This is a genomic window from Nitrososphaera sp. AFS (genome assembly GCF_009898475.1).
Taxonomy (GTDB): Archaea; Thermoproteota; Nitrososphaeria; order Nitrososphaerales; family Nitrososphaeraceae; genus Nitrosopolaris.
The window spans coordinates 1-22,956 of the sequence record NZ_QURE01000048.1 but is presented as its reverse complement, the minus strand read 5'-3'; the positions used below and the strand labels follow the sequence as shown (position 1 = coordinate 22,956).

Annotated in this window: 18 protein-coding genes and 1 pseudogene; 12 read left to right on the top strand and 7 right to left on the bottom strand. The window is 39.1% G+C overall.

All coding sequences use genetic code 11. The annotated features are described in order from the left end of the window. Positions 1-182, top strand: a pseudogene (locus tag DYY65_RS12470) (sulfate ABC transporter substrate-binding protein); the annotation flags it as partial. 425 nt (positions 183-607) lie between these two features. Here DYY65_RS12470 and DYY65_RS06885 read toward each other — a convergent pair. From DYY65_RS06885 to DYY65_RS06875, 3 genes are all read right to left on the bottom strand, one after another. Further along, a complete protein-coding gene (locus DYY65_RS06885) occupies positions 608-2,227 on the bottom strand; it encodes a hypothetical protein (RefSeq protein ID WP_162477241.1) in 1,620 nt (539 codons plus the stop codon). A 466-nt stretch (positions 2,228-2,693) separates the two neighbouring features. Further along, positions 2,694-3,521 (bottom strand): hypothetical protein, encoded by an 828-nt coding sequence (locus tag DYY65_RS06880; RefSeq protein ID WP_162477240.1) that lies wholly within the window; start codon positions 3,519-3,521, stop codon positions 2,694-2,696. A 225-nt stretch (positions 3,522-3,746) separates the two neighbouring features. Beyond that, on the bottom strand, positions 3,747-4,505 hold the full coding sequence (locus DYY65_RS06875) for a hypothetical protein (RefSeq protein WP_162477239.1): 759 nt from the start codon (positions 4,503-4,505) through the stop codon (positions 3,747-3,749). Positions 4,506-4,830: 325 nt separating this feature from the next. On the opposite strand from DYY65_RS06875, the gene DYY65_RS06870 reads away from it, so the two are divergent. After that, a complete protein-coding gene (locus tag DYY65_RS06870) occupies positions 4,831-7,842 on the top strand; it encodes a copper resistance protein CopC (RefSeq protein ID WP_162477238.1) in 3,012 nt (1,003 codons plus the stop codon). Between the two features lie 1,108 nt (positions 7,843-8,950). Here the strand turns inward: DYY65_RS06870 and DYY65_RS12995 are convergent. Together DYY65_RS12995 and DYY65_RS06860 are read right to left on the bottom strand one after the other, a co-directional pair. Next, the gene (locus tag DYY65_RS12995) at positions 8,951-9,277 is read right to left on the bottom strand and encodes a winged helix-turn-helix transcriptional regulator (RefSeq protein ID WP_162477237.1); all 327 of its coding nucleotides are present in this window, start codon (positions 9,275-9,277) and stop codon (positions 8,951-8,953) included. A 272-nt stretch (positions 9,278-9,549) separates the two neighbouring features. Continuing rightward, a complete protein-coding gene (locus DYY65_RS06860) occupies positions 9,550-10,110 on the bottom strand; it encodes an SHOCT domain-containing protein (RefSeq protein WP_162477236.1) in 561 nt (186 codons plus the stop codon). A 743-nt stretch (positions 10,111-10,853) separates the two neighbouring features. Between DYY65_RS06860 and DYY65_RS06855 the strand changes: the two genes are divergently transcribed. The 8 genes from DYY65_RS06855 to DYY65_RS06820 all read left to right on the top strand — a co-directional run bounded on the left by DYY65_RS06855 (position 10,854) and on the right by DYY65_RS06820 (position 18,036). After that, entirely contained in the window at positions 10,854-11,774 is a 921-nt protein-coding gene (locus DYY65_RS06855; RefSeq protein ID WP_162477235.1) for a hypothetical protein, read from the top strand. Positions 11,775-11,889: 115 nt separating this feature from the next. Beyond that, the gene (locus DYY65_RS06850) at positions 11,890-12,297 is read left to right on the top strand and encodes a hypothetical protein (protein ID WP_162477234.1); all 408 of its coding nucleotides are present in this window, start codon (positions 11,890-11,892) and stop codon (positions 12,295-12,297) included. Next, positions 12,298-12,837 carry a winged helix-turn-helix transcriptional regulator gene (locus DYY65_RS06845; RefSeq protein WP_162477233.1) on the top strand — a complete coding sequence of 180 codons (540 nt, stop codon included), beginning with the start codon at positions 12,298-12,300 and terminating at the stop codon, positions 12,835-12,837. It begins immediately after the preceding gene. A gap of 245 nt (positions 12,838-13,082) precedes the next feature. Further along, positions 13,083-13,493 carry a hypothetical protein gene (locus DYY65_RS06840; RefSeq protein ID WP_162477232.1) on the top strand — a complete coding sequence of 137 codons (411 nt, stop codon included), beginning with the start codon at positions 13,083-13,085 and terminating at the stop codon, positions 13,491-13,493. Between the two features lie 462 nt (positions 13,494-13,955). Further along, positions 13,956-14,549, top strand: coding sequence for a proteasome subunit beta (locus DYY65_RS06835; protein WP_162477231.1), 594 nt, complete (start codon positions 13,956-13,958; stop codon positions 14,547-14,549). Between the two features lie 2 nt (positions 14,550-14,551). Next, positions 14,552-15,235: a hypothetical protein gene (locus tag DYY65_RS06830; protein ID WP_162477230.1), complete on the top strand. Its 684-nt coding sequence runs from the start codon at positions 14,552-14,554 to the stop codon at positions 15,233-15,235. A 1,728-nt stretch (positions 15,236-16,963) separates the two neighbouring features. Next, entirely contained in the window at positions 16,964-17,497 is a 534-nt protein-coding gene (locus tag DYY65_RS06825) for a nitroreductase family protein (protein ID WP_162477229.1), read from the top strand. A 338-nt stretch (positions 17,498-17,835) separates the two neighbouring features. Beyond that, the gene (locus DYY65_RS06820; RefSeq protein ID WP_162477228.1) at positions 17,836-18,036 is read left to right on the top strand and encodes a hypothetical protein; all 201 of its coding nucleotides are present in this window, start codon (positions 17,836-17,838) and stop codon (positions 18,034-18,036) included. Positions 18,037-18,891: 855 nt separating this feature from the next. Here the strand turns inward: DYY65_RS06820 and DYY65_RS06815 are convergent. Both DYY65_RS06815 and DYY65_RS06810 read right to left on the bottom strand, forming a co-directional pair. Continuing rightward, positions 18,892-19,425, bottom strand: a complete 534-nt coding sequence (locus tag DYY65_RS06815) for a hypothetical protein (RefSeq protein WP_162477227.1) — start codon at positions 19,423-19,425, stop codon at positions 18,892-18,894. Between the two features lie 1,217 nt (positions 19,426-20,642). Beyond that, a complete protein-coding gene (locus DYY65_RS06810; protein WP_162477226.1) occupies positions 20,643-21,140 on the bottom strand; it encodes a hypothetical protein in 498 nt (165 codons plus the stop codon). 473 nt (positions 21,141-21,613) lie between these two features. On the opposite strand from DYY65_RS06810, the gene DYY65_RS06805 reads away from it, so the two are divergent. Beyond that, on the top strand, positions 21,614-21,862 hold the full coding sequence (locus DYY65_RS06805) for a hypothetical protein (protein WP_162477225.1): 249 nt from the start codon (positions 21,614-21,616) through the stop codon (positions 21,860-21,862). Positions 21,863-22,185: 323 nt separating this feature from the next. After that, complete coding sequence (locus DYY65_RS06800; protein ID WP_162477224.1) at positions 22,186-22,716, top strand: PsbP-related protein; 531 nt, start codon at positions 22,186-22,188, stop codon at positions 22,714-22,716. Positions 22,717-22,956: the final 240 nt, after the last annotated feature.

Sequence of the window (22,956 nt, the reverse complement as noted above, 5' to 3'; positions counted from 1 at the left end):
TGAAACAAGCATGGTCTAGGATTAATTTTACGTACGATCCTATCGAAAGCTCTCTCCTTACTTCTGCGCAAGATGCACTAAAAATTGGCTTTCTGAGAACACCGCCAAATCTGACAGGAATATATGACCTTTCGCTTTTGAATAAAGTCCTGCACCAAAAGGACCTTCCATCTATTCCTTAGAGGCAAGCGAGTAGGTATTGCTTTGCAAAATGTGAAGTCAACGGGGCCAATTAGAATACTGTCAAGTTAAATTTATAGTGGCTTGGTAGCGACTCAAGAGACAATTTTTTGGAATAATAGGAGTAACTCACTCCATTCAGTTTCATTCATTTTAGTGATCTATGTCCATTCCTTTTTTGGAGGCTAGTCAAACTTTATGGTTTTAGTCAACATAAATCCCATGGGTGTGAGATATCGCACTAATGGTACTCAAGAGCCTTCTCTAACTCACATCATCTTCAAACGCTTAATTCTCAAGTAGTGTTTCTGTATATGTTTGATACTAATGGATATTTTCATGTGAAGAAATTAGAGGGATTTGCGGATTGTTATTCTATGTCATTGCTATTCCTTTTCTTCATAAACAATTTATGTGGTCTAAACTTTCACGAAGTATCCCTTGCATAAAATAATTTTTTCCTTGACTGCATAAAGACAACGGCTCCAATCATTGCAGCCATTACAAGACTTACAGTGAGGTAGCTTGGAAACTCTGGAACTACTACATATCCAGTTGCTACGCCATTGCGTGTCAAATCAGGGGTCTGTCCTGGCTTGACTAGTTGTGTTATTTGTACTTGCATATGATAGGTTTGTGCTGCTGGAAATGTTATTGACTGCGTATCAGTAGCACCCTTTGCTATTAGATTATTCTTGGTTATTATTGGCTGATTATTCTGGTTATATATTATCAAATTGTATTTTACGTTCATTCCAGTTAATGGCGCAGTACCTGTAGGATCATAGAAGGTAATATTTACTTTAGATGCTGTATTTGGTACAAGCGGATTAGGCGACCACGAAAGAGCTGCATGAATACTGCCTGTATTTGTAGGTATATCCGAGGATGTTGACACTCGAGCCACTCCAGTAAAGGGTGTTAATGCGAAATTCATTGCTGCTGTAGTGTTAACAGATTTGGATGGAGGATCGAAGGAAGATGCAGTCTCGGAATTAGAACGTGAAGTGTTTGCAGCAGCAGAAGCAGTACTTTTGCTACTAGCATTTGTGTGGTTGGCATTGAATGCATTAGCGATTCTTATAATATCGTTTTTATTTACAAGATAATGCACAACCGTGTCATTAGGAAATGAAAATGGATCTATGGCAAGTGAACGACCAGATAAGGGCATACCGTTTACTGTTGCATTAAATTGAGTCAAATCGCCAAAACCTTTCCATGCTTTTGGAAGCCTCATCTCTTCATGAACAAATATTGGTTGTGCCTTGATACGAGTAATATTATAATCAAATGGCATAGACCATGTGAACATTGGTCTAGATGGATCGTATTTTAGATTATTTAGCTGGTTATAGTAAGATATCAGGGTTGTGTTGTATTTGTGATTTTGATATAACTCGTTCATATCATAAACAGAGCCTACACTAAGGTAGGCGTCAAATTTTGGCGCTTGCTGTGGGACAAATAATGTTCGATCGTTATCGATGGTAAAAATTTCAACATGAAAGTGATATAGGCCGCCTTGCAAAAGCAGCGGACCTCTTATGAGTATATTACCACCAGGATCAGCTACCCATGATTGCAAAAAGGGATCTTGTTGTCCATAAACAGTAAGAGTACCTGGTTGTGGCTCAACATGTAAAGTTAAAAGTCCATTGTGTGCATGAAAGAAATCAACTAGTAATGGCCTTTGCGTTGTTGATGAACCTGTCCCTCTAGTCACAGTTATCAAATAGGTAACATGCTGTATTGTCTGGTTGGTAACTGCATCGAACAATCTAAACTGCATGTATGCACTCTTCCCATTAGTGGTCGTCAATATGGGTGGATTTACCTTAAGATACAGAGACAGCTGACGGTTTCCCACTGAAGCAGGTGGAAGATTTTCTACGCTCAATCCATCTGCATATGCTTTTTGGGTTAGCAGGTAGGATTCTATTGGAGAAACTAGCATCAGAGCGATGGTAAATAATGAACCATAAACCAATACTGTGCGATGTCTTTTTCCGTAATTTACTCTTGTGTTAGGAGAAGGAAGCAACAACGTTATAAATTCAGCTTACCCGCACATAAACATAACGTTTAGACATATCTAATCTTGGTCCCATCTATGTAAATAATCACACATAACTTCTTCTGGTCTACCCATTGATTTATGCTCCTACGGGTAGCAATTGAGATAGATCTTGTATCTGGATATTTAGATGGACAATAGGTTTTGTACTATATCGTATTTAACCATCTCTAAAGTGCACGTAACAGGGACTTACCCATCGCAGCGGTTTCATTTGATAATTGCGGACAACAGAAAGAATTTATCATGCCATATACTACGGTAGATACTAAATTTTAGATTAGATCATTCAGACTATCTGTAGGTATTTCAAGATCCGAAGCCTAGCATGAATCACACATAGCCGCACGCAAGATTTGCTAAATGTAAACAACCAGATGATCCTTGGGAGTAAAAAAAACCCGGGAGAAGCGCTTGATCGTAAAGCGTTTCGTTGTCACTTCATGCCGATTGATTTGTCGATATCTGGATAGACAGTCTTCTGAACCAGTGTAGCAACCTTTTCGTAAGGGCTCTTCCCGTCCACCAAATTCTTTAACTGAGACAGATCGCTAGCGATATTAGTCATTGCAGTTTTTGTGGTTGAAGTAGCATTCGAAGGGACTAATGACTTCGCTTGGGTGAACATATCTTGCGCCTGTGAGGTCAGGGACTTTGCGGTTTGATAAGCAGACATATTCACGATACTGGTAATTAATGCATTTGCCTCATGGGAATTTGCGATTCCGTGTGAATAACCATATTGCCTAAGGGTCTCATTGACTAGGTCCTTTGTGCCTATTAGGTTAATGGTGAAATTTTTAGGAGCATCTTGCGGGAGTCTCACTGCAACTGCCTCCTGGAGAGTAGAATTCAGATTATCGAGTTTAGCCTTCACGCCAGTCGGGTTCAATGGAGCAGACTTTACTGCTGTCTGTAATGCTTCTCCTGCGTGAATCACATCAGCTGCGACTCTTTTGTTGTTCTCCGATACCTCATCGGGAAGAACGCCAAATGTATGATTACCATTAATTTCGTCTACCACAGCCTTAGCATGATCTTGTGCCAGTGTTATGTTTGCAAGGTTTGTCTGAACTAAATCTGCCTCTGCTTGCAGTAGTTTGATAAGAGACATAAACGATGCGCTCTCGTCTCCAGTAAATGTGTGTGCGTAAGCTGCCTGCCTGTATGGTGATATAATCGTTGAAGAAACTAAGCCTATTATTAGTGAAGCTATTATTGTTCTCAAAACGATCCGATCTATCTTTCTTTCTGGTCTTTCCATGGTAGTAGAATCACTATGATTAACCTAAAATATTTTCTGGTGCAAATTTCGAAGTTCTTGGGAATATCTCCATGCTTCTGCTGCAGATCAATATAAAATGCAACATTAGAATGCCAATGAGTACTCTAGTAATGGCAAATGTTAACAGCTGATCATGCCTGAACTTAACTTTGGTGACTGCAAATAGAGTTGCTGCAACTAGGAATAGTTGTGCTTTTTGTAGTACTAGACCTCTATCATACGTCTGCGAGAGATAGAGTAGGCTGCGATAACTATTCCTGCAATTCCTGCTCCAATACCCACCATGGCAATCATATATGATCGGTCTGCAGCATTCTTTACATCCTGGATTGAATTGAGTGTATCTGCATTGCTCTTCGCAAGAGAGCCTATTACAGTTTTGGCAGAATTGATCTGATTTGCAAGCTGGCTGACTATTCCTTGCAGCTGTGGTCCAATATTGTTGCTAGCAGTAGTGGCTGTACTACTTCCGACAGGTGCTATACCCACACTTGAACCACCTGTATCCGGGAATGCTAGCTTCTGGCTACTGTCTACAAGATCAAGAGGTATTTGAGAGTTAATCTTCTGCCCTTGTATAGTTCCATTAAGGACTAGATAATAGGATCCAACTCTAGTTGGAATCAGTTGGCCTAAATACACTCCGTCCTGTGTAGGTGACGGTAAGAAATCAAGTGTTTTAGTAACACTACCGTACTTTAATTGTATGTTCATATTGGCCAAGGCATTGATTATTGGTGTCTGAGTTTTCCCACTTGTCTGGTTAACCCCAACTAATGCATTATTCAGTTGCCCGGTAAAAGGTGGTTCAGTATCCCAACCTACCTGGATCTGTATATTTCCAAAATGTTTTATTATGTGAGCCGAAGCCTCTTTGACAAAGATGTTATAAGAAAGCAAAAATAATAGAATCAAGAAACAAATAACGGCTGTTAAAGATGAGCTAGTTTTCATGTGACACATATGAATGAATTCTCCTCCTCTGACAGTGTACTATTCTGCCTATTAACATTTATGGTGTAACATTCGAAATAACACAGTTTTTGTTTAGTTTAAATTAACACTAGTTATACCAAAGACGAATTATAAATAAACAAATGGAACTTTAGTGAATACTGGGTTTACAGATTGTTCGATACTTGCTCTAGTAAATTAGAAAGAATCTTATATTATGTGCATCATAAGTATCTGAGTCCAGTTGCCAAGACGATCTAGTTACAGAAGTAATCTTCGTCGTCGCTATCTACCTAGTGTAATTATTACAGTCTCAATTTGTCTTTCTTCTTTGATGGTTTCAGCTATACCCCATGCTTATGCGCATGCGTTCGTAATAGGGAGTGATCCATCCCCGTCTCAATCCTTACCCAAAGGATCATCTCAAGTAACCGTCCACTTAAGCGATCCTGTTGATATTCGCTACAGCTCAGTAAAGGTTGTCGATTCCACTGGAAAACAAATTGATAAAAAAGATACTCACTATGTCAATGGTGATCATACATCTCTAAGTGTCTCACTTCCAGCTGGACTTAAAGATGGTGTGTACACCGTTTCAACAAAGATGCTAGATGAAACGGATGGCCATGTAACCGAAGATGCTTTCGTATTCGGAGTAGGTCATGCTGCTGTCCCAAGCGGGACCCCAACTACGAGTGGTTCTCTCTCTTCTCTTTTGTATATTCCAGAGGCAGTTGCTAGGTTTCCAACACTTGTAGGTCAGGTTATTATCGTAGGAGGAGCTTTTGCAACATTATGGCTTTGGAAGCCAGTTTCTAAGATGCATTTATTTGAGGATGCAATAAGTGAAGTACGCAAAAAGATTGACAGAAGAATCGCAGTTCTAATGGTGATCGGCGGTGCCATACTCGTTGCATCAGATTTTGGAATGATCTATGCTGAAGCCAATGCTCTTGGCGTAGGAATAGGAGATGCTATTGCAACAAAGTTTGGCGCAGTTTGGACTTTCAGGCTAGCCACATCATTTGTTCTACTAGGCCTGTCTGTTATTTTGCTTCGGAGTAACCGGCAAAAGAAAGCCGGTATGCAGAAGCCCATTATCTATGGATTACTAGGTGTAGGACTCATAGCCTTATTCACTACTACCCTTATTGGTCATGGCGCATCATTAAACCCACCAGAGACACCCATGCTAATGGATTTTATTCATAATATAGCAGCTTCGTTGTGGATTGGAGGTATAATCTATTTGGCCTTTGTCCTAGTTCCCATCATCAAGCAGTCGCAAGCAACTGACTATATCAAGGCATCTTTGTTATCGTTATTTATACCGAGGTTTTCAACAATTCCTATAATAATTCTAGGAGTTATCGTAATCACCGGGCCGTTCCTACTTTATCTTATAGAGCCTGACCTTGCATTGACACTTTCATCATTATACGGAGAGGCATTGATAGCAAAGCTAGTTCTAGCAGCTATTATGATAGGGATTGGAGGATACAATCAATCTATTATTCACAGAGATAGCCTCAAAGTAGTAGCTCTGGCGCCTACTGCTGGAGGAGGATCTGCGAACGCAGGCATGAATGGCAGTAATCGTCTTGTTGTTAACACCGTCGACAAACTTGTCTCAAAATTTGGAAAGAGTACTAAAGCAGAAGCATTTGTGGGAATTGCATTATTAGCTGCAGTAGCAGTTATGGTCAATACCGGGCAACCCGCAAGTCAGTTTCAAACTCAGATACAACAGGTCCAACAACAGCAGCAACAGAGTACTCCAGGACTGAACTTTGCAAACGGCGTTGCAGCTACGCAACAGCAAGGCTATACTACAACAAGCTATATTGAAAATAGCCAGAAAGTCGGTATTTCGATTAATCCTTATGCACCAGGCAACAATAAATTTCAGGTAGCTTATTCTGATTTTAATGGAAACCCCATTGACATAAAGTCTGTACAACTGAGATATACCCAGACCGAAAAGGGAATTGGGCCTATCACAGTAGACATGAACAAAGTCTCAAAGGGAGTATTTTCCGTTAATGCTGCATTCGGACTCGCAGGACCGTGGGACCTACAGGTTGAAGCGACCCCCTCAAAGGCTAACACTCCTGACATAGTTACAGAGTATTCTTTATTCGTCAAACCAAAATTAAGTGGTTTTTCATTTAACGTCAAAGACTATAAGATGCCCGCAAATAATGCTCAACCCCTTTTTGCTCTGTACGATAAAAGTAGGAACGTGGTCTGGACAGGGGATAGTAATTTAAATAGTAGCAGACTTTTTGAGTTCAATCTAAATACACATGCATACACTGAGCACAAGATATCTGGAGTTAACATTGTTACATTAATGGCGTTGGATCCTGCAAATAACAATATTTGGTTTATTGACCCTTTAAACAAGAATTTAGGTCACTTTTATCCCTCTACTGGCTCTACACAACTATTCAAAATACCTGGTAATGGAGTACCCTCAGGCATAGCGATAGATCCTAGTTCAAAAAATGTTTGGGTTTCTTCCGCTACTGCCAATGAAATCTTGAGATTCAACGTAGATCAAAAAACCTTTGCTGCCCCAATCAAACTTCCAAGTCAAAGTGCCACTCCACTTGGAATTATTACAGATCAATCAGGTCAGATTTGGGTTGCAGAATCAGGAACAGGCAAATTGGCAAATATTGACCCTACAAAGAACTATCGGGTTACTGAATATGCTCCAACAGCTGGTGCTAACTCTACTCTTAAAAGTCCTACGGCTCTTCTTGCAGATCCTTACACAGGTAACATTTACATATCTGAACATGACGGTCACACGGTTACAATATTTAATCCGATCTTCAAGACCTTCAGTAAGCTGCCGCCTCTCAATCCAGCAGGCTTGCCATTTGGGATGGTACTAGATAATAATCGTAATCTATGGGTGGCAGAACATGTCATTAATAAAATAGCTGTAATAGATCCCTCTACAGGAGAACATACTGAAGTAAATATTCCTAATTCATCACCATTTGTCCAGTGGATCACATCAGACCCTAATGGAAATATTTGGATGGCTGAACAACGAGCTACTGCGCTAGGACAAATCACAATTACAGTTAAACCTACACTCTCGGGTTTGTCTAGCGGGCAATCAGCAAGCAGTAACGCTAATGCTAATAATGCTAACAAGGTAACTCTTCCATCGTTGCCGGTAAGTTATGCTGAAGTGGTAGGGCCTTCCGTTGCTGTAGGAATTGTAGTTTGTGCTTTATTTTACGCCAAAGTGATTACAGACTTGAAGCGCAGTGAGCAAGTAATTAGGAAATCCAATGCCAAAATAACCCAGGCCTCTAAAAGAAATTAGTTTAGACGATAGCTTTGTCTATGCCTTGCGATATCATGATTTGATTCTCGCGAAACTGCTAGTTTGATAATTGATAATGAATTCAATCTTTTCATCACGATTGTCAGGTTCATACTTTGCGGAGCACCAAAAAAAACATTAGTGGCAACTATGCTCTTATTTCACTGGCAGTTAAACTCCCCCAGTTGTCAATGGAAGGGCAGGGCTTTCCAGGCAGTGTAGATGAATCCAGGTCATTTGAAGGAATCGATAGATGACACACCCCATATATCGCTCATAGCTATCACAGATACCCCCGCCAAATTCATACCTAAATTGGTGTCCAGATTATTACGATAAAACTGTGAAATGCAAGATCTCGTTTGTGACCCCTTTGTGGGCTCTGTTACTACCTAGTTGAGTCCTTTGCAAACGGAGAAGGTCAAATGGCAGTGGTATAAACCCGGTTGCTGTGTTAATAAATAAGGCAAAAATAACAGCAATAGACCCAAATCTCAAAAAAGAGATATCATATCTTTGGAACAAAACAAAGCTAGAAATTACTATGTGTCTTAGGCGAAGAACTATTATCAGGCATTATTGAAAATTCTATACCTAATAACCAACTGAGAGATTATTGTCAAGACAAAGACTTGCCACAATTGACGGGAGAGCAGCTAGCGGAGTAGAACTATACTTTTCCGAAATGCAGAAATGTTTCCTAGAGGATTTCGATAATTATTGGTGAAACTGAGCTTCGAAAGGTTAAAATTCAAAATGTCCAATTTTTTGACGAGTCTTTGCGACTGTTTGGGTTCAAAAAGATGAAATTAATCCAGAGACTCCCATTGAATAGAGACGAAAAGTCCGGGATGTTTGTAGCCTCAGTGAACTCATGGGTGCATACCCTACGGAACATATCCTCATTATGAGCTGAATAATCAGAACAGCTTGTAAAGAATGTTTCTGATTACATTCTCAGAATTATTGGGTCACAATCTAAGATCTCTTTCTCTAGGAAAGCTAGCTATCAGTGATGCTCAGCTGGGTAACAAATTTTCAAATCGAAGTGAAAAGAACTTGCTTGAGGTTCATTCCTGTAGAAACACGCTATTTGATAATACAGGGATTACTTATCAGACTTAATCTTCCTCAGAGTTTTAATTACAAGCGACCTACTTTTGAGCTGATAGATTTCGTTTAATCTTGTGGCAGATCTATTGGTACTTGATATTATTCCCGATTCTAATAAACGTGAAACATGCCATAATACAGTCGAGTATCTTTTTCCTACAGATTCCTGAAGCTCAGAAAATGTACAATGATTTTTTTTTATTAATAGAATAATAATATTTCCAGCAGTTGGACGTCTGACGAAATCTATGATTCGTGATTCCTTAGATGAAATATTCAAGGGGTAGTACCTCGTTGTTTTTTTTTGAAATCTGCTCACCATAACGCGCTTGGATTCCTCGAGTATCTTCAGATGGTAAGCTAAAACCCCATGTGGAAATCCAGTTGCAACAAGCAGCTCTCGATATCTGATACCTGGCCTATCTCTAATGCATCTTAACAGTTTATTCTTATTTGGATCTTTTTTAGAGATAGTACTACCTTTTATTTTGCATCAACCCTAGCGATGATACAAACATGTTAAATAACCTATTTAATTCTACACTTTAAAGGCAAATTCGTACTTAGCACATAAAGTGAAAAACGACTAGAGCACTATTTTACATCGTTCCCGAGTAATTTGTCTTTCAATCTATGGAATTCTTCTTCTGTTAGTACCCCTTTTTGCTTTAGATCGGCTAATTTTGCAAGTTTATCTATTTGCTCAAGCGTCGGGTCTACTTTCTGTTGACTTATCGTATCAACCGATCCAAGAGAATCGAAGTCATGATGCTTGCCTTGGCCCACATGCTCTTGCCTAATACCTTGTTGTACAAGGGCATTGGCACGTTCTGAAAGGTTGTTATTTGCTCCTCTGACCAACAATTGATCAGTATGGAAACGAGTCTTTAAAGAAATATCAGTATGTACAACACCTCGTTTCAATCTTATATCAGCTATATCCTGATAATTGACGACAATAATTTCAGATTTCAAACCTGCCCAAATTGGCTTTCTATAGATTACTCTCATATTGGTTACATAAATTGAGACTGGAGTAAACATTGAACCACCAGGTCCTATTCTAGATTGTTTCACTTGAAGCAAGATCACCTCAGTTTCTAACAATTGTTTCTTTATATCAGTGTCCGCTTTCAGCATTTCAAAGCTCGACAACACAGCTTAGAACAGTCAATTATTTATTAAGAATTTGGATTCAAATGTAGGTGCTTTGTAGACGCCTGCTTAGAAGTGCCAGTATCGGCTCAGGTCTGTTATTCTATGAATTCGCCTGCTGTCTGACCTAGAGTACTACAATAGTCCCTAAGTATTCTTCAACTCCAAATCAGATATCACTCTTCAAAGTCGAGTTCCCTAGCTTAGGTCCCAATTATAATATCTGGAGGATGATCGGTACCTAGTCTTCTGAGATGATACTGTAAACTATTCTGACACAGATTGAAATTCGTCTTCACTTGTCTTTCCAAATTTTCGAGGCTTCATACTTGATGCCCTGTATTGACTGATCTAAATAGATTATTTCACTACCATAACGCATACAGCCAGAAGCTAATATAATATTCCATCAGCAACTGTATCAAGTTTTTCGATAACGAATTTCAATCCGATTTTCAGAATTCAAACACACTGATCTATTGGTAGGAACTTTCGAAAATTGGGATCAATCAGAACAACCGTACACACATCAAAGATAAAATAGAATTGGCTTTGGCCTATTATATGCAGATTATGGTTGCTTTGTCATCGAATCAATTCTAGTAAACAATACATATCCTTTACACCTTCAAATAAATGTGAATAACTCCATCGTATCATTATCTTTAATTATAGCAATTATATTATATGCCCCACAAATTTTACCGCATTTGCCCGGAGCTTTGTATTCACAACCAATACCGGTGAACAGCGACTTAGGTACATTAAAGCTTCTGACAGATAGAGCAGTTCAAGGCTTTCAAAACAATTCTAATGTTTACAGTATCTCACAACTTCACACCGGTTATGATGTTTTACTAAAACTAGCTAAAAGTGGTGAGGCGGACAAAATCCCCGGCGGTACCAACGGCGTCTTGTTTTTACTTGGAGATACAATTAAACTGCTGACATTAAATTCCACTTCTGCAGTACGAAACGTAACAGTTTCCTATCTAAATGCATTGGAGGAACAGGTAACACACCTTCTAGCTCTTGGCAATTTGCATTCAAAAAGCAACGGTACACGGAGCGAGGCATTGAAGCAGTATGTCAATGGGCCGTACGGCATTAGGGTTGATTATCCGCTAACTTGGATAATTAGAATTGATAGTAATTACTCTCTTCCTTCTTTATTGACTTATCTTCATCCGCGGGTGATTGCCTCATTTTATTTGCCAAATGCAATCTATGGACTACCATTTTTTTATATAGGTGTAAATAGTAATCTCTCCAAACAATTCAAACAACCCCACTTTACCATCGAGCAGTATCTTAACAAATCAATCGAGTCAAAAAAGAATTCGCGATCCTTTCCAGAGTTTAAGCTTATATTGATAAAGCATCCAGACCAAGCGAATATTACACTTGCCGGACATCCAGCATATGAAATAGCTTGGACCTATAAGCACCCACAGTATGGCTTAAGAGAGATAATGGAGTTTGGTACCATAGTAAATGGAACTCAAGGCTACTTCCTGGATTATGCAGCATCAACAAGTAAATTTTCAAAATACCTGCTGTTAGCTGATGTGATGAAAAGCTCTTTTGCCATTATACAAGGAACAGTAAGCTTGAAGAGGCCCACGGTTAACCAAAATATGTCATACACCAATAGCTATTCTTGACCTTCAGTTGCCGTTCTTATAAAGTAACGTTGACTGTCGTTTGATAAGTTTAGTCACATGTTTGATTAATGCACCAGTTGGCATAAATACTCGGTAGGCACTTTTTAAATTGTAAATGCAGACTGGGAGAATACCTCTGCGAGGTTCAACGATGACCAGTCCGAAATTGCTTGCAGTCATCACTCTGGCTATTATCTCTATCCTTGCTATTCCTGTGATTATACCCCACATCAATCATACGGGTCTAATCTACCATATCATTCTCCATATTGCAAGTGTAATTATTGCAGTTTTTCTGACCTGTATTTCTGTCATCGCATATAGAAGGGATGGTGGGGCTAGGCTATTCTTCATGATGGCTGGATTTGCCATTTTAGTGCTTGTCGAGTTTCTGTACTTATTCTACTCAACTGTAAATATTGAGGCCATTCTAATTCCTATAGTTAATATAGAACTTTCCCACGTAATTCTTTTAGGAATGCTTACCATGTTTGGCATTGGCGTTCTTAAGGTGAACCGATAATTGGTTCATGACCATCATAGTGCCAATATTGGTGAGTGCGTGGATCCCAGAGAGATGCTACTTGTAACGATAAATTCTATGCCAGGTATCAGATATCGAGAGCTTCTACGGCTTACGGGATTGTGCAACGGAGTCCTAGCTCATCATTTAAACATACTGGAAAAATCCTTTCAGATTAGGGTTGATAGACAGAGAGAAAACAGGACAACTAGATACTATTCGACAAATATCCCTAGACGAGAGTCTGACATTTTACGTCAGTTAAAAAATAACGTATCAAGACAGATTATCAAATTCATTATTGGCCATAACTTGTGCACCTTTAATGAGCTTGTCGAACATTCCGGAAAGGCTTCATCAACTGTCTCATGGTATTTAAAGAGACTCCGAGAGGCCGGGATAATTTCGGTTAGAAATACTGAATACCAGCTTTATTATATTGAAAATGCCGAACTGGTTTCTGAAGTGCTCGATAAGTACAGAGAGAGTTTTATAGATGCAACCGTAACAAGCTACTCTCAAATGATCGAGGAACTTTAAAGAAGCGATTTACCATTGATAATTCGTATGCTTTGGTTTAGAACCCCCATGACCAAATCGGCGAGTGACAACCTGACGTTTCTAGTGAGGAGAGAACGATGTACCAGTTAGACTTTTTGATCTCTTCGGATGCTGAAAGTACGACATTTATCATTTTTGTTAATTTTAACTTAAACATAGCCCTGCCAGCAAATACACAGAGCAAGTCACATCTGAATGCTTCTTTGCTTTGCTGAAAAAGTGATATGGAGATTATAAAAGGACCATTTCATAGTATATTCTCTAGCAAGCCAAAACTGCTTCTTGTGATCACGTCCATAGTCTTGGCTGTTTTCTTTGCTCCTGTCATAATTCCGAATATTACAAACACTGCCATTATCTATCATCTCCTATTGCACATAGCTAGCGTGATAATCGCTATTTTTTTAGGAGTGGTTTCAATTCTTGCGTATTCAAGAAATCGAAAGAGGAGATTGTTGTTCATGACATTTGGGTTTTTGTCACTTTCAATGATTGAAGTGATATATTTAGTCCATATTACCTCAAACATTCAAGATTTGGTCATTCCAATCGTTGACGTTGAATTTTCTCACCTTGTCTTTTTAGTAATGCTTACATTCTTCGGTATTGGGATCTTTAGTGTTAGTAAACGGTAATTCAAATATGGATACTCGGATCGTAAATTAGCTTTGGAATTCGGTTATCTGACTCTGCAGGTTGATAAAAATACCTATTGACTGCTGGGGTTGCTCAATCTTGGTTTTGTACGAATGTCTTTTCATGGCTAGAGTATCATGAATAAGCTGTCCACTAAAAGTTGTTTTTATTAATATTTTTATTTAAAATAGTACAACAATGTATACTGCGTAAAACCAATCCCGAAACACGATTTTTGGCTTCTCATGTGGCTCAATGTTAACAAAGCTAGGAATGGAAGAAAAGGCCTAATTAGCCCCATTCAATCCGTGAAAGGAATGAGCAGTATTGAATCACATATACTGAACTTTCTCTTCTTCCTACAGTGCCATACTAACCATAGGATCCCGTGACTGACATTTTCAAATACTAGTCAATTAATCCTCCATGTGCGTATAAATAGTTGGAGTAATGGACTGAAAATGACCACAATAGTGGGTATAAAAACCAACGAGGGAGTAGTGCTTGGCTCCGATAAGAGAGCCAGTAAGGGCTTCTTCATAGGCTCAAAAATCACACAAAAAATCGCCAAAATAGATGATACTCTGGCTGTAGCCATCGCAGGTCAATTGTCTGATGCTGAATATATGATCAAGGTAGCAAAAGCCGAAAGGAGGCTGATAGAGATCAGAAGAGGATTCCCATTGACCGTGAGAGAATCCGCAAGGCTGATCGCAAACTTGGCATATGCTGGTCTCAAGAATTATCAACCATACTTTGTGGAATTACTTGTAGCCGGCGTCGATGCAGAAGGAGGTCACATTTTAGCAGCCGATATGAGTGGAGCTCTAACTGAAGAAGATTTTGCATCCTCTGGATCAGGCTCTCCAATCGCATACGGTGTACTTGAGAGTGTTTACAGCAAGGATATCACTAACGAGCAAGCAAAGAACATTGCGACAAAGGCTGTGGCAGCTGCGATGGAACGGGACCCAGGCTCAGGAAACGGAATTGACGTACTGGTGATCCCTAATTTGGTAATGATTACAGAGGAAAAGAAGAGGAGGTCGAACTGAGCATGGCAGAAAGTGGATCTGGTGCCTCAAGCTACGGCGGCTCGAGGTATCCTTACTACTACGGACCTGAAGGACGACTAGTTCTTGTGGATAGCGCTCTGGAAGCAGTGAATAGAGGTTCAACAACTATCGGAATCAAAACACCAAACTTTGCTGTAATAACCAGTCATATTAAGCCCACCAAGCCATTGGCAGAACCGGCTGACAAGATCTTCACCATTGACAGTCACATCGGTGCCACGGGGTCAGGGTACATAGGGGATATATTGCAACTAATTGACGAAATGCAGCTCGCAGCTCAGAAATATCGACTTACATATGAAGGCCCTATAGATATAAACTCATTAGCAAAACATTTGAGTGCATATCTTCACAACTACACTATATATGCTGTCAGGCCACAGGCAGCTTCGATCATTATATCGGGGAAGGATCAAACAGGGATTCAGCTGTATCAAGTCGATCCAAGCGGAACATTCTTCAGAGGATCAGGATTTGCAATAGGTCAATATTCCGAACTTGCACTAGAAATCATCCAAAGAGGATATAGTGCTGATATGAACCTTGATGAGGCTATACGTTTGAGTAATCAAGCAGTCGAAAAGCCCTTAGGGAATAAGCCACAAATTCAAACCGGGGTAGTAACAGTACAAGACGGCCAATTCCGAAGGGTGACAAACAATTGACTTAATGTACTATCGGCCTATACCTCCTTCAAATTTTTTATGAATTGTCCCGTAAACAATAGATAATAGATACCAGATGTTTGGCTAGAACGATGGTTTTCTTGGTAATCAACTTCTTTGCATTGCCTTGAACAAGGGCAATAGTATGAACTCAAACACCGTTGAAGTATGGTTCGCCCTAATATCTACGCAAATCATAGACAAAGAGCTGGAAACGTTCTGGACTTCCATTTGGTCCCTCTCATGCCCCCCTCCAGTAGTTTAAATGGATGAAAATTATGTTTGATTTCTTTGATTCAGATGAATATTGATAAGAATACTTCATACTTAATTCAAACCTTGCCTAATAGCTCAAGTCCAACAAAATTGATTCTGGCTTATAGGTGGCTTCAACATACACGTCGCATGAGGTTACTCAGATCCTAGTGCTATTTCCATTTTTTGATCTCTGAAACAAAAATTGCAATAAATTCTTGGAGTTTTGTCTTCCGGGCTGTACCATGCCACATGATTTCCACACAAATGACACTCGAGAGGTTTGACTTTCATAGCCTATCTCTACCCTTTGACAGAATTCGCTTTTTCTCTGTATATAGATCGAGATTGCCTTGTTTCTGCCAGATTTCTGACATCTGTAGATTAGATGCCGGTCCTAACTTTAAAGTTTCTACTGCCGGCCCTGTAATTTATCGCTGTACCTCGCTGCATAACTGACCTGAACCATGCAACGATGGGGCCCAAGGCTGGTCGAGAAAAAACACCGCTATATTCTGCTTCTCCCTAGGTAGAAGGGGATCTCCGTTTATTGAGTTCACGAACCTGATGAAGGCTATATTCATATTTCACGGAAGTGTTAACAAGAAGGATTTAATGCATTATTAAGTGCTCCAAATAGTTATGGAAATTCAATTCTGAGTCGGTTCTAAAAGACCAAAGACAAATTTCGCAGTGAGAAGCGGACGCATTCTTGGTATCATATTCAGCCGGCATTTCTAGGTTCAAATGATAGTAATAGATTATAAAAATATAACTATCTCATTCTAAAATGATTAGAAGTATCAAGAATATGTCTGAATAGGAAAATCATACTTTAATTATCACTGTACAAAATCAATCCAACTTTGATTTGAATATCCTAGATGAACCTTGAAATCCCAGGAGCAGTGAACATAGTGAATTAAGAATGTTTTATACTAATTTAAATTGGCTAGACCCAATAACATGAATTTAGCGAGCATTGAACGAGACTGGGTTTAATTCGACGCAATAGCCAACAAGTATTGCGATCCCTTTGAAATTAGTCAAGATATGATTCATCTGTGCCATCGGTGATTGACTCTCGATTGGATTAACTTAGAACAGCAGGTATTATACAGTATTAATGAGTCCGTTTCTTTTTTTTTTGAATGTTTCATCGTTCTAAAAGGTTACTGGATTTTACTTCATAGTATAGCTAAATATCAATAAAATTAGATAAATAAGATCTCACCCTATCGAATAACGCTCGGCCAAGGCTTGGAGTTGCTACGTAGGTTCCGAGCGTGGTGTTAAGAGTAATGTCACTTTTTGTGATTGATCTTTTGATACACAATTTCCTAGCAACAAAACTCGGTATATTACTTCACGTTTTTTTGGTAATAAGGGTATAGGTAACAGAGAACATGGAAGAAAGGAGTCTGTACAAACTGTACAAACTTATAAAGATCGATGACTGAAAATTGAAGATAGATGGATACTTTTGAGTGTATTAGAACGAAATTCGAGGCAAGAAACTTCGATATGCGTGTGGTCCCTCCTGAAATAAAGCTAGAAATATTAGAGGCAGCCAGATTGACTGGAACTGGTCTTAACACACAACATTGGCGGTTCATACTTGTAGAAGGCAAGGATGATCTTGGTAAGCTAGCTGAGGACAGCACCAGCGGAAAATGGGTGGCAGGAGCAAATTTTGCCATCATAGTGTTGACAAACCCGAATTATAATTTTCATTTAATTGATGCCGGAAGAGTAATACAATGCATGCAGCTTGCTGCCTGGTCGCGCGAGGTAGCATCAGGACTATTCACTGGATATCAAGTGGAAAGGCTTCGAAATGATTTTGCAATCCCACACGATCTAAATACATCTGCAATCCTGGGCTTTGGATATCCTGCAAGAAAGTTGGTTGCCCCACGCAAGAATCGCCTACCACTCGATGAACTAGTCTACTACGGAAGATATGGTAAAACCAAGGAAGACTCAAGCACTCTAGACGTAACTTGAGCCTTTGATTTTGATGGATATAATCGAAGACCATTGGTTCATAATAACTAGATATCGAAAGGCTATTTTGCAATATTCTACTTTCACTTTAGGGTATGATTTGTGTCACGAGGTACACTATTTCGTTATGGCAAGGTGTCCAGAAGCTTTGGCTATATTATTAACTCAATTCGTATTCTTTCGACAAAATTTGCCAACTGGTAAAATGGCTGTCTACCAACTACGTGTATACAGCGAACAGCAGAATTGAGCATTAACCGTCGTATTTTTCTAGATAATTCCATCGATCGAATGATTGCTCTTAGACATATATACCCAAGCACCCCTATCCAAAACGCTTGGATGCTGAGAAAAAACAACAAATTGTCAAAGAAAAAAAGGACCTGAGAGATTTGATAGGCACAGAGAGGTACGATAACTTATTAGAACTTTGCAAAAGGTATAGAACAGAGCATGACAAGGATTTGACACCGTACGAGTATATATTGATGCTGATAGATTCAGCAATCGACGCAACATACGGATCCAAGGGGGAATAGCAAGATTAAAATTAATATACTGCTATTTTTCAGCCAACCTTAGTCATACAGAGACCCACGTGCCAATAAAGGATAACCCAGGTCAAAGTCTCTGATTTTCATTAAAATAGATCCGCGAACCATTACGATCTGCTCGGAAAGTGAAAATCGCTTCAGACCGACATCTCACCGATTTACTCTTTTGAGTGGATGAAACAATTCGCCTCGCAATCGACTAGTAGTAGAGCTAAGTTCTTCTAGAATTCCTTGCATGGGAACTAGAGCAGTAACCACAATATGGAGCAGTGCCTGCCCTTTTATGACATACGCATTCGCAACTTGAGCCTGTTGAATATTTTTTTCTCACAAAGCAACAACTTGTAGGCGTATATTTAAACACTGTGAAAACCCTTAAACATTAGAAGCAGCCAATAGACCAAGCGAAATTTATCTGCCAACTGAGACGACTAAAGTACGGTTACGAATTATCACGAGCATCGATAGTGTTAGATTTTGATGCATTACAAATTCTCATTTTAAATTTCATGATGATAATTTCATCATTAAGTCTAGGGAAAAAGAGTGTGAATGACATCCTTCACGAAATATTGCTCCTTAATAACTAGATCATAGGTGCAACTACGCACACATCGGGTAACGATGTTATCAGAATTAAGCCCCTTCCTCATGGCACCAAAAGCCTCCCGAAGATTCCGAATTATTAATTCACAACTTACCTATTCTTATTTATCCTAGGATTCCATTAATAAGTATCAACGAGCACTGCTTGCTCAACACGATATGAAATCCTAATAATACTCTTGGCTATTAAAAAATTCAGGGAAGAGAAACTTCCCTTGGAATATAGTATCCGGCTTATCTGGTCGAAGATTCTTCGAATGTTTTCGCTACGTTGACTGGTATTCTGGAAAGTTCCTTTAGATCATCTGTTCTTCGCTGAATGATTGCCTTGCAAGCGTCAATATTTGCAAACATTGTATTATTCGCCACCTTAGTTGAGGTTATGATATTGTCTGCAATGTTACTCACCGTTTTCGAATAAACTTCAGCAGCCCGTCTAGGTGAGGTCCAATTATTCCAAGCTTCATATGCATTTTCTACGTGGGGTAAAAATCCTTCCTGAAATCTTTGGATAATTTCTCTTTGTGTTCCAAGGTAGGTCTCTGCAAGCTCACCTGATGCACGCAGAGCTTGTTCTTGATAATCAGTAAACGCCTGGGCATTTCGAGGTATCTCGCGTCTAGATTCGTCAATAGCTCGTCTTATTTTTTCCTTTGTTTCATCGATACCTTTAAGTACTGCTTCTTGGTGACGTGATATTTCTGATCTTATTTCTTGTCTTTTATAATCTTCGTACTGAGGTTTGTCTGTCTCTCTTTTATTAGACATAACTTTAAGGTGTTAAAGCCGATATATTATGGTATCGAATGGTATTAAATGCCAGCCAAAGCCATAATCGAAAGAATCTTTCAGACCATCCTGTGAAACTTTTTGGTCACCTAATCTTAGCCTGCGTTCATATGCCTCCAATCATTAGGGATAATATCTCAAGAATCATTGGAATTCTAATTGGGTTACTCCTTCTGATTCCACTAATATCCGCGTTCGACGGTTAATCTTCGAGGATTATCTTAGACCAGGCATGATTCTTTAATACACTATCAAAACTCCTGCACGACCCGCCGTGGTTATATAAACGTTCTAATAGGTCTTACGTAGTCGGAGACATGGCGTAGTATGTGTTCACACAATTCCACTACTAGTAGAAATAACTGAGGATTCTAGGTGAAGGCATTACTATTATTTCCATCGAGGTATTCGCTTACAAGGTACAAATGAAACTAGTTTTTTATAAATTCATTTATTATTAGATGCGAAAGAATTCTTTCATTTCAATTTCCTCTTGTTCGAAGTTAAATGCAGTCATGAAGAAAACCCTTATCGCATGCGTGATTTCTTTGATTCGCGAAAAAAGGTTATATCCATCCATCTATGGCATTTTAATATCAGACTCTACAAAACAAGATTGATAATTTCTTCGAAAATGGTCTAGTGTTACGTAATTGATATCATCGCTCCTTGTGCAACTATTATGTGAGATAAATGACTGATTTTTGGAATTTTTCTGATAAAGATCCTCGTGTGGGAAATCTTTAATGTCGAAAGTTTTTTAATAGATGCTGCGTATTCTCATTTAAATGGATCAAATATATCATTGCAATGAATGCAAAGTAAATTTTCCTGACAAAGAGATTGCCATTGAACACAGAAACGGAACAGGCCATGTTCTAAATGTGATCAATAGCGAGGATTAGAGACTAATCAGAAGCTACGTTTTTAGTAGTCCGCTTAGTTAAAGCTGGCTGTCCAGATATCACTTACTTAACACCTTTGATAAGCAGAAAGAAAATGTGCGGAAGATTAGCTGAAATACAGTTCTCAAAGGCTATTTATTCTCTGAGTGTCACCATGTGGAATAAAATGCTAGCAAGTCAGCATATTCGAGTGCTCGTATCTTTATAGGTGGTGCCATCAAATGGCCTTAAACGTGGTTATAGATACCGAACAATCACCAGGTGACAAGTAATTTATCATTCCTCTTACGACTAGATCTCTACTTCAACCTGAAAAGCAAGGCCTTTCAAAATCTGCACAAGCTTTTTTCTTTGAGCCCTATCCGTGGAGCTCCAGTGGTCTTGATCAGCTCGCTTGTGTCCTAGTTTGTACTTTAGTCCAGTCATTGATGTAGAATAGTTGTTCGCGTCCAGTTTTTTGACACTCTGATGAGCAAGAATGTACCAATGATATTCTGTTCCAACAGGAACACCAGAGCCTTCTGGAGCATGTCCAGCCCTCCTTTTCGTGACTGCATAATCAAATTCCCATTTGTCAGGAGCTATCTTTTTCTCTTTCCACTCCCCTTTATCGTAATACCATTTGTGAGTTCCTCCTACTTTCATTCCCATATACTTCTTCCCTTCGAACTGTTTCAATTCATTGTAGGTACCTGCTATTTGATTCCCTTTTCTAAGTCCCCCATTCTGCGTCAGTTCATTATTTGTTGTGGACGGAGTATCTGTCCCAGTCTGTTTTCTCGCAGGCATATGTGTTATAATATAGTATAGTAAACGATATTAGACTTGCATTCATGCTTAGAGTTATACAATCTTCGCCTGATAGATAATAATTTCAAGAGTCCGTCTTAATATTATTATAATCATATTTACAAGCCAACATCGGCAGCTATTTCTATGATAAGGAATAAAGTGATTCTTATCCTTTGCTGTCTGATCAGCATTCTATATTTAGCTAGTGGCTTGATTTAATTCTTATAGCAGGTTATTAGTTAGCTTCGCAGCGTGATTTCTTATTGCATGCGGCAAATTACACCCGTCAGCACAAATAATAACTGATCTTGGCATAGGTGACCCAGTAGGTGCAATACATATGATTCACGGTTTCAGTACACCCGTGATCGCACACAATTTGGATGAGAATCTGATTTCCTTGATGATTTTGGACGTGGCTACAAGATAGCTTTATAACTTTTATATAGAAATTTGTGAGTTTAAATCATATGCGTAAACAAATCACGATTGCTATAGTCGTTGCAACACTGTTGGTCGCTCTTGTATATGCTTCAATTGCGATCGGAGAACGAGCTAAAGGACAAAGCAACAATACTGCTTCTGGCAATGCGACCCCGGTTAAAAATAAGGGTATGACCAATGCTACTACATCAGCAGCGAAAAATTCTAGTGGACCAGTGGTAGGTTCCTCTGGGGGTTCTATTGGCGGAGCAAAGGCAGTATCCCCAAGTAAATAATTTTGAATCATACTGTACCCCGATCCATCCATTTTTTTGGGATCTGTATGTTTACTGAATTTATTAGCTGGTAGTCATGGCTTGATTCATGAGTATTTAGGCCTATGGCATCATTTTTGTCCGTTTGGTTTAGCTGCGATAGACAAAGACATTGGATGATTTTGATCTTTACATCAAGCCTTAATGAGAGATTGATTCCCAACTCGAACCGCCTGCCATTTTATCTTTATATTACCAAGCCCTTTCTCCCTATTAAGTACATGAAACCATTTGTGAGATCTCTATCTAAACTTGTTTTTATAAGCTTGATTTCACCGTTGTTGTTGAGCTCCTTCACTTTTCACTCACCACTTGCTCAAGCTGCAGCCAACAATCCTCTTTCAAAGGTCCCAACATATGCTTTCCAAACTTATTCTAACTCAGTCTTCGGAATTACAATGCAATATCCATCTAATTGGTCAAGGACAGAGTTGTCTCACAACAACTCTGCTTTCCTAATAGTCGTCTTTAGAACTCCAAGTATACTAGGATCCTTGAATATCTTCGCTATTAATCATATTTCTGCAAAAAATGCGACTCTGCCCACATTGGTTAATGCATACATTGATCACCTAAGACAGTCAGGAAAATTGCTCCAACTTTTGTCCTCGACTCAGACTAATTTGGCTGGCAAGCCTGCAACTAGATTTGTTTATACCACTATTTCACCACAGGGAGCCAAATTTCAACTGATGCAAGAAATCTCATTGATTGGAAATAAGACATTCTTCATTACTTATGGATCCCCCACGGCAAGTTATCCCACTTATCTTCCAGCGATTCAGCGAATGATAGATTCGATAAAGATAAAATAATAGAAATATGCGCTCTTTACGTACTTGCACACACATGATTCACGTGGTCAACTAGCTGAATTGATCCTGAGGGATAAATGCAAAGACGTGATTTAAGGGATCTATGGAACGTGGTGTTAAATTAGTATCTTAGCATTTCCAATCTAAAGGAATAAACAGTTAAAGAATTATGGTGAATGAGTATTGAACTGGAAATATAAATAAATATAGACTGATTTCAGTACTAAGATTATCACAAAG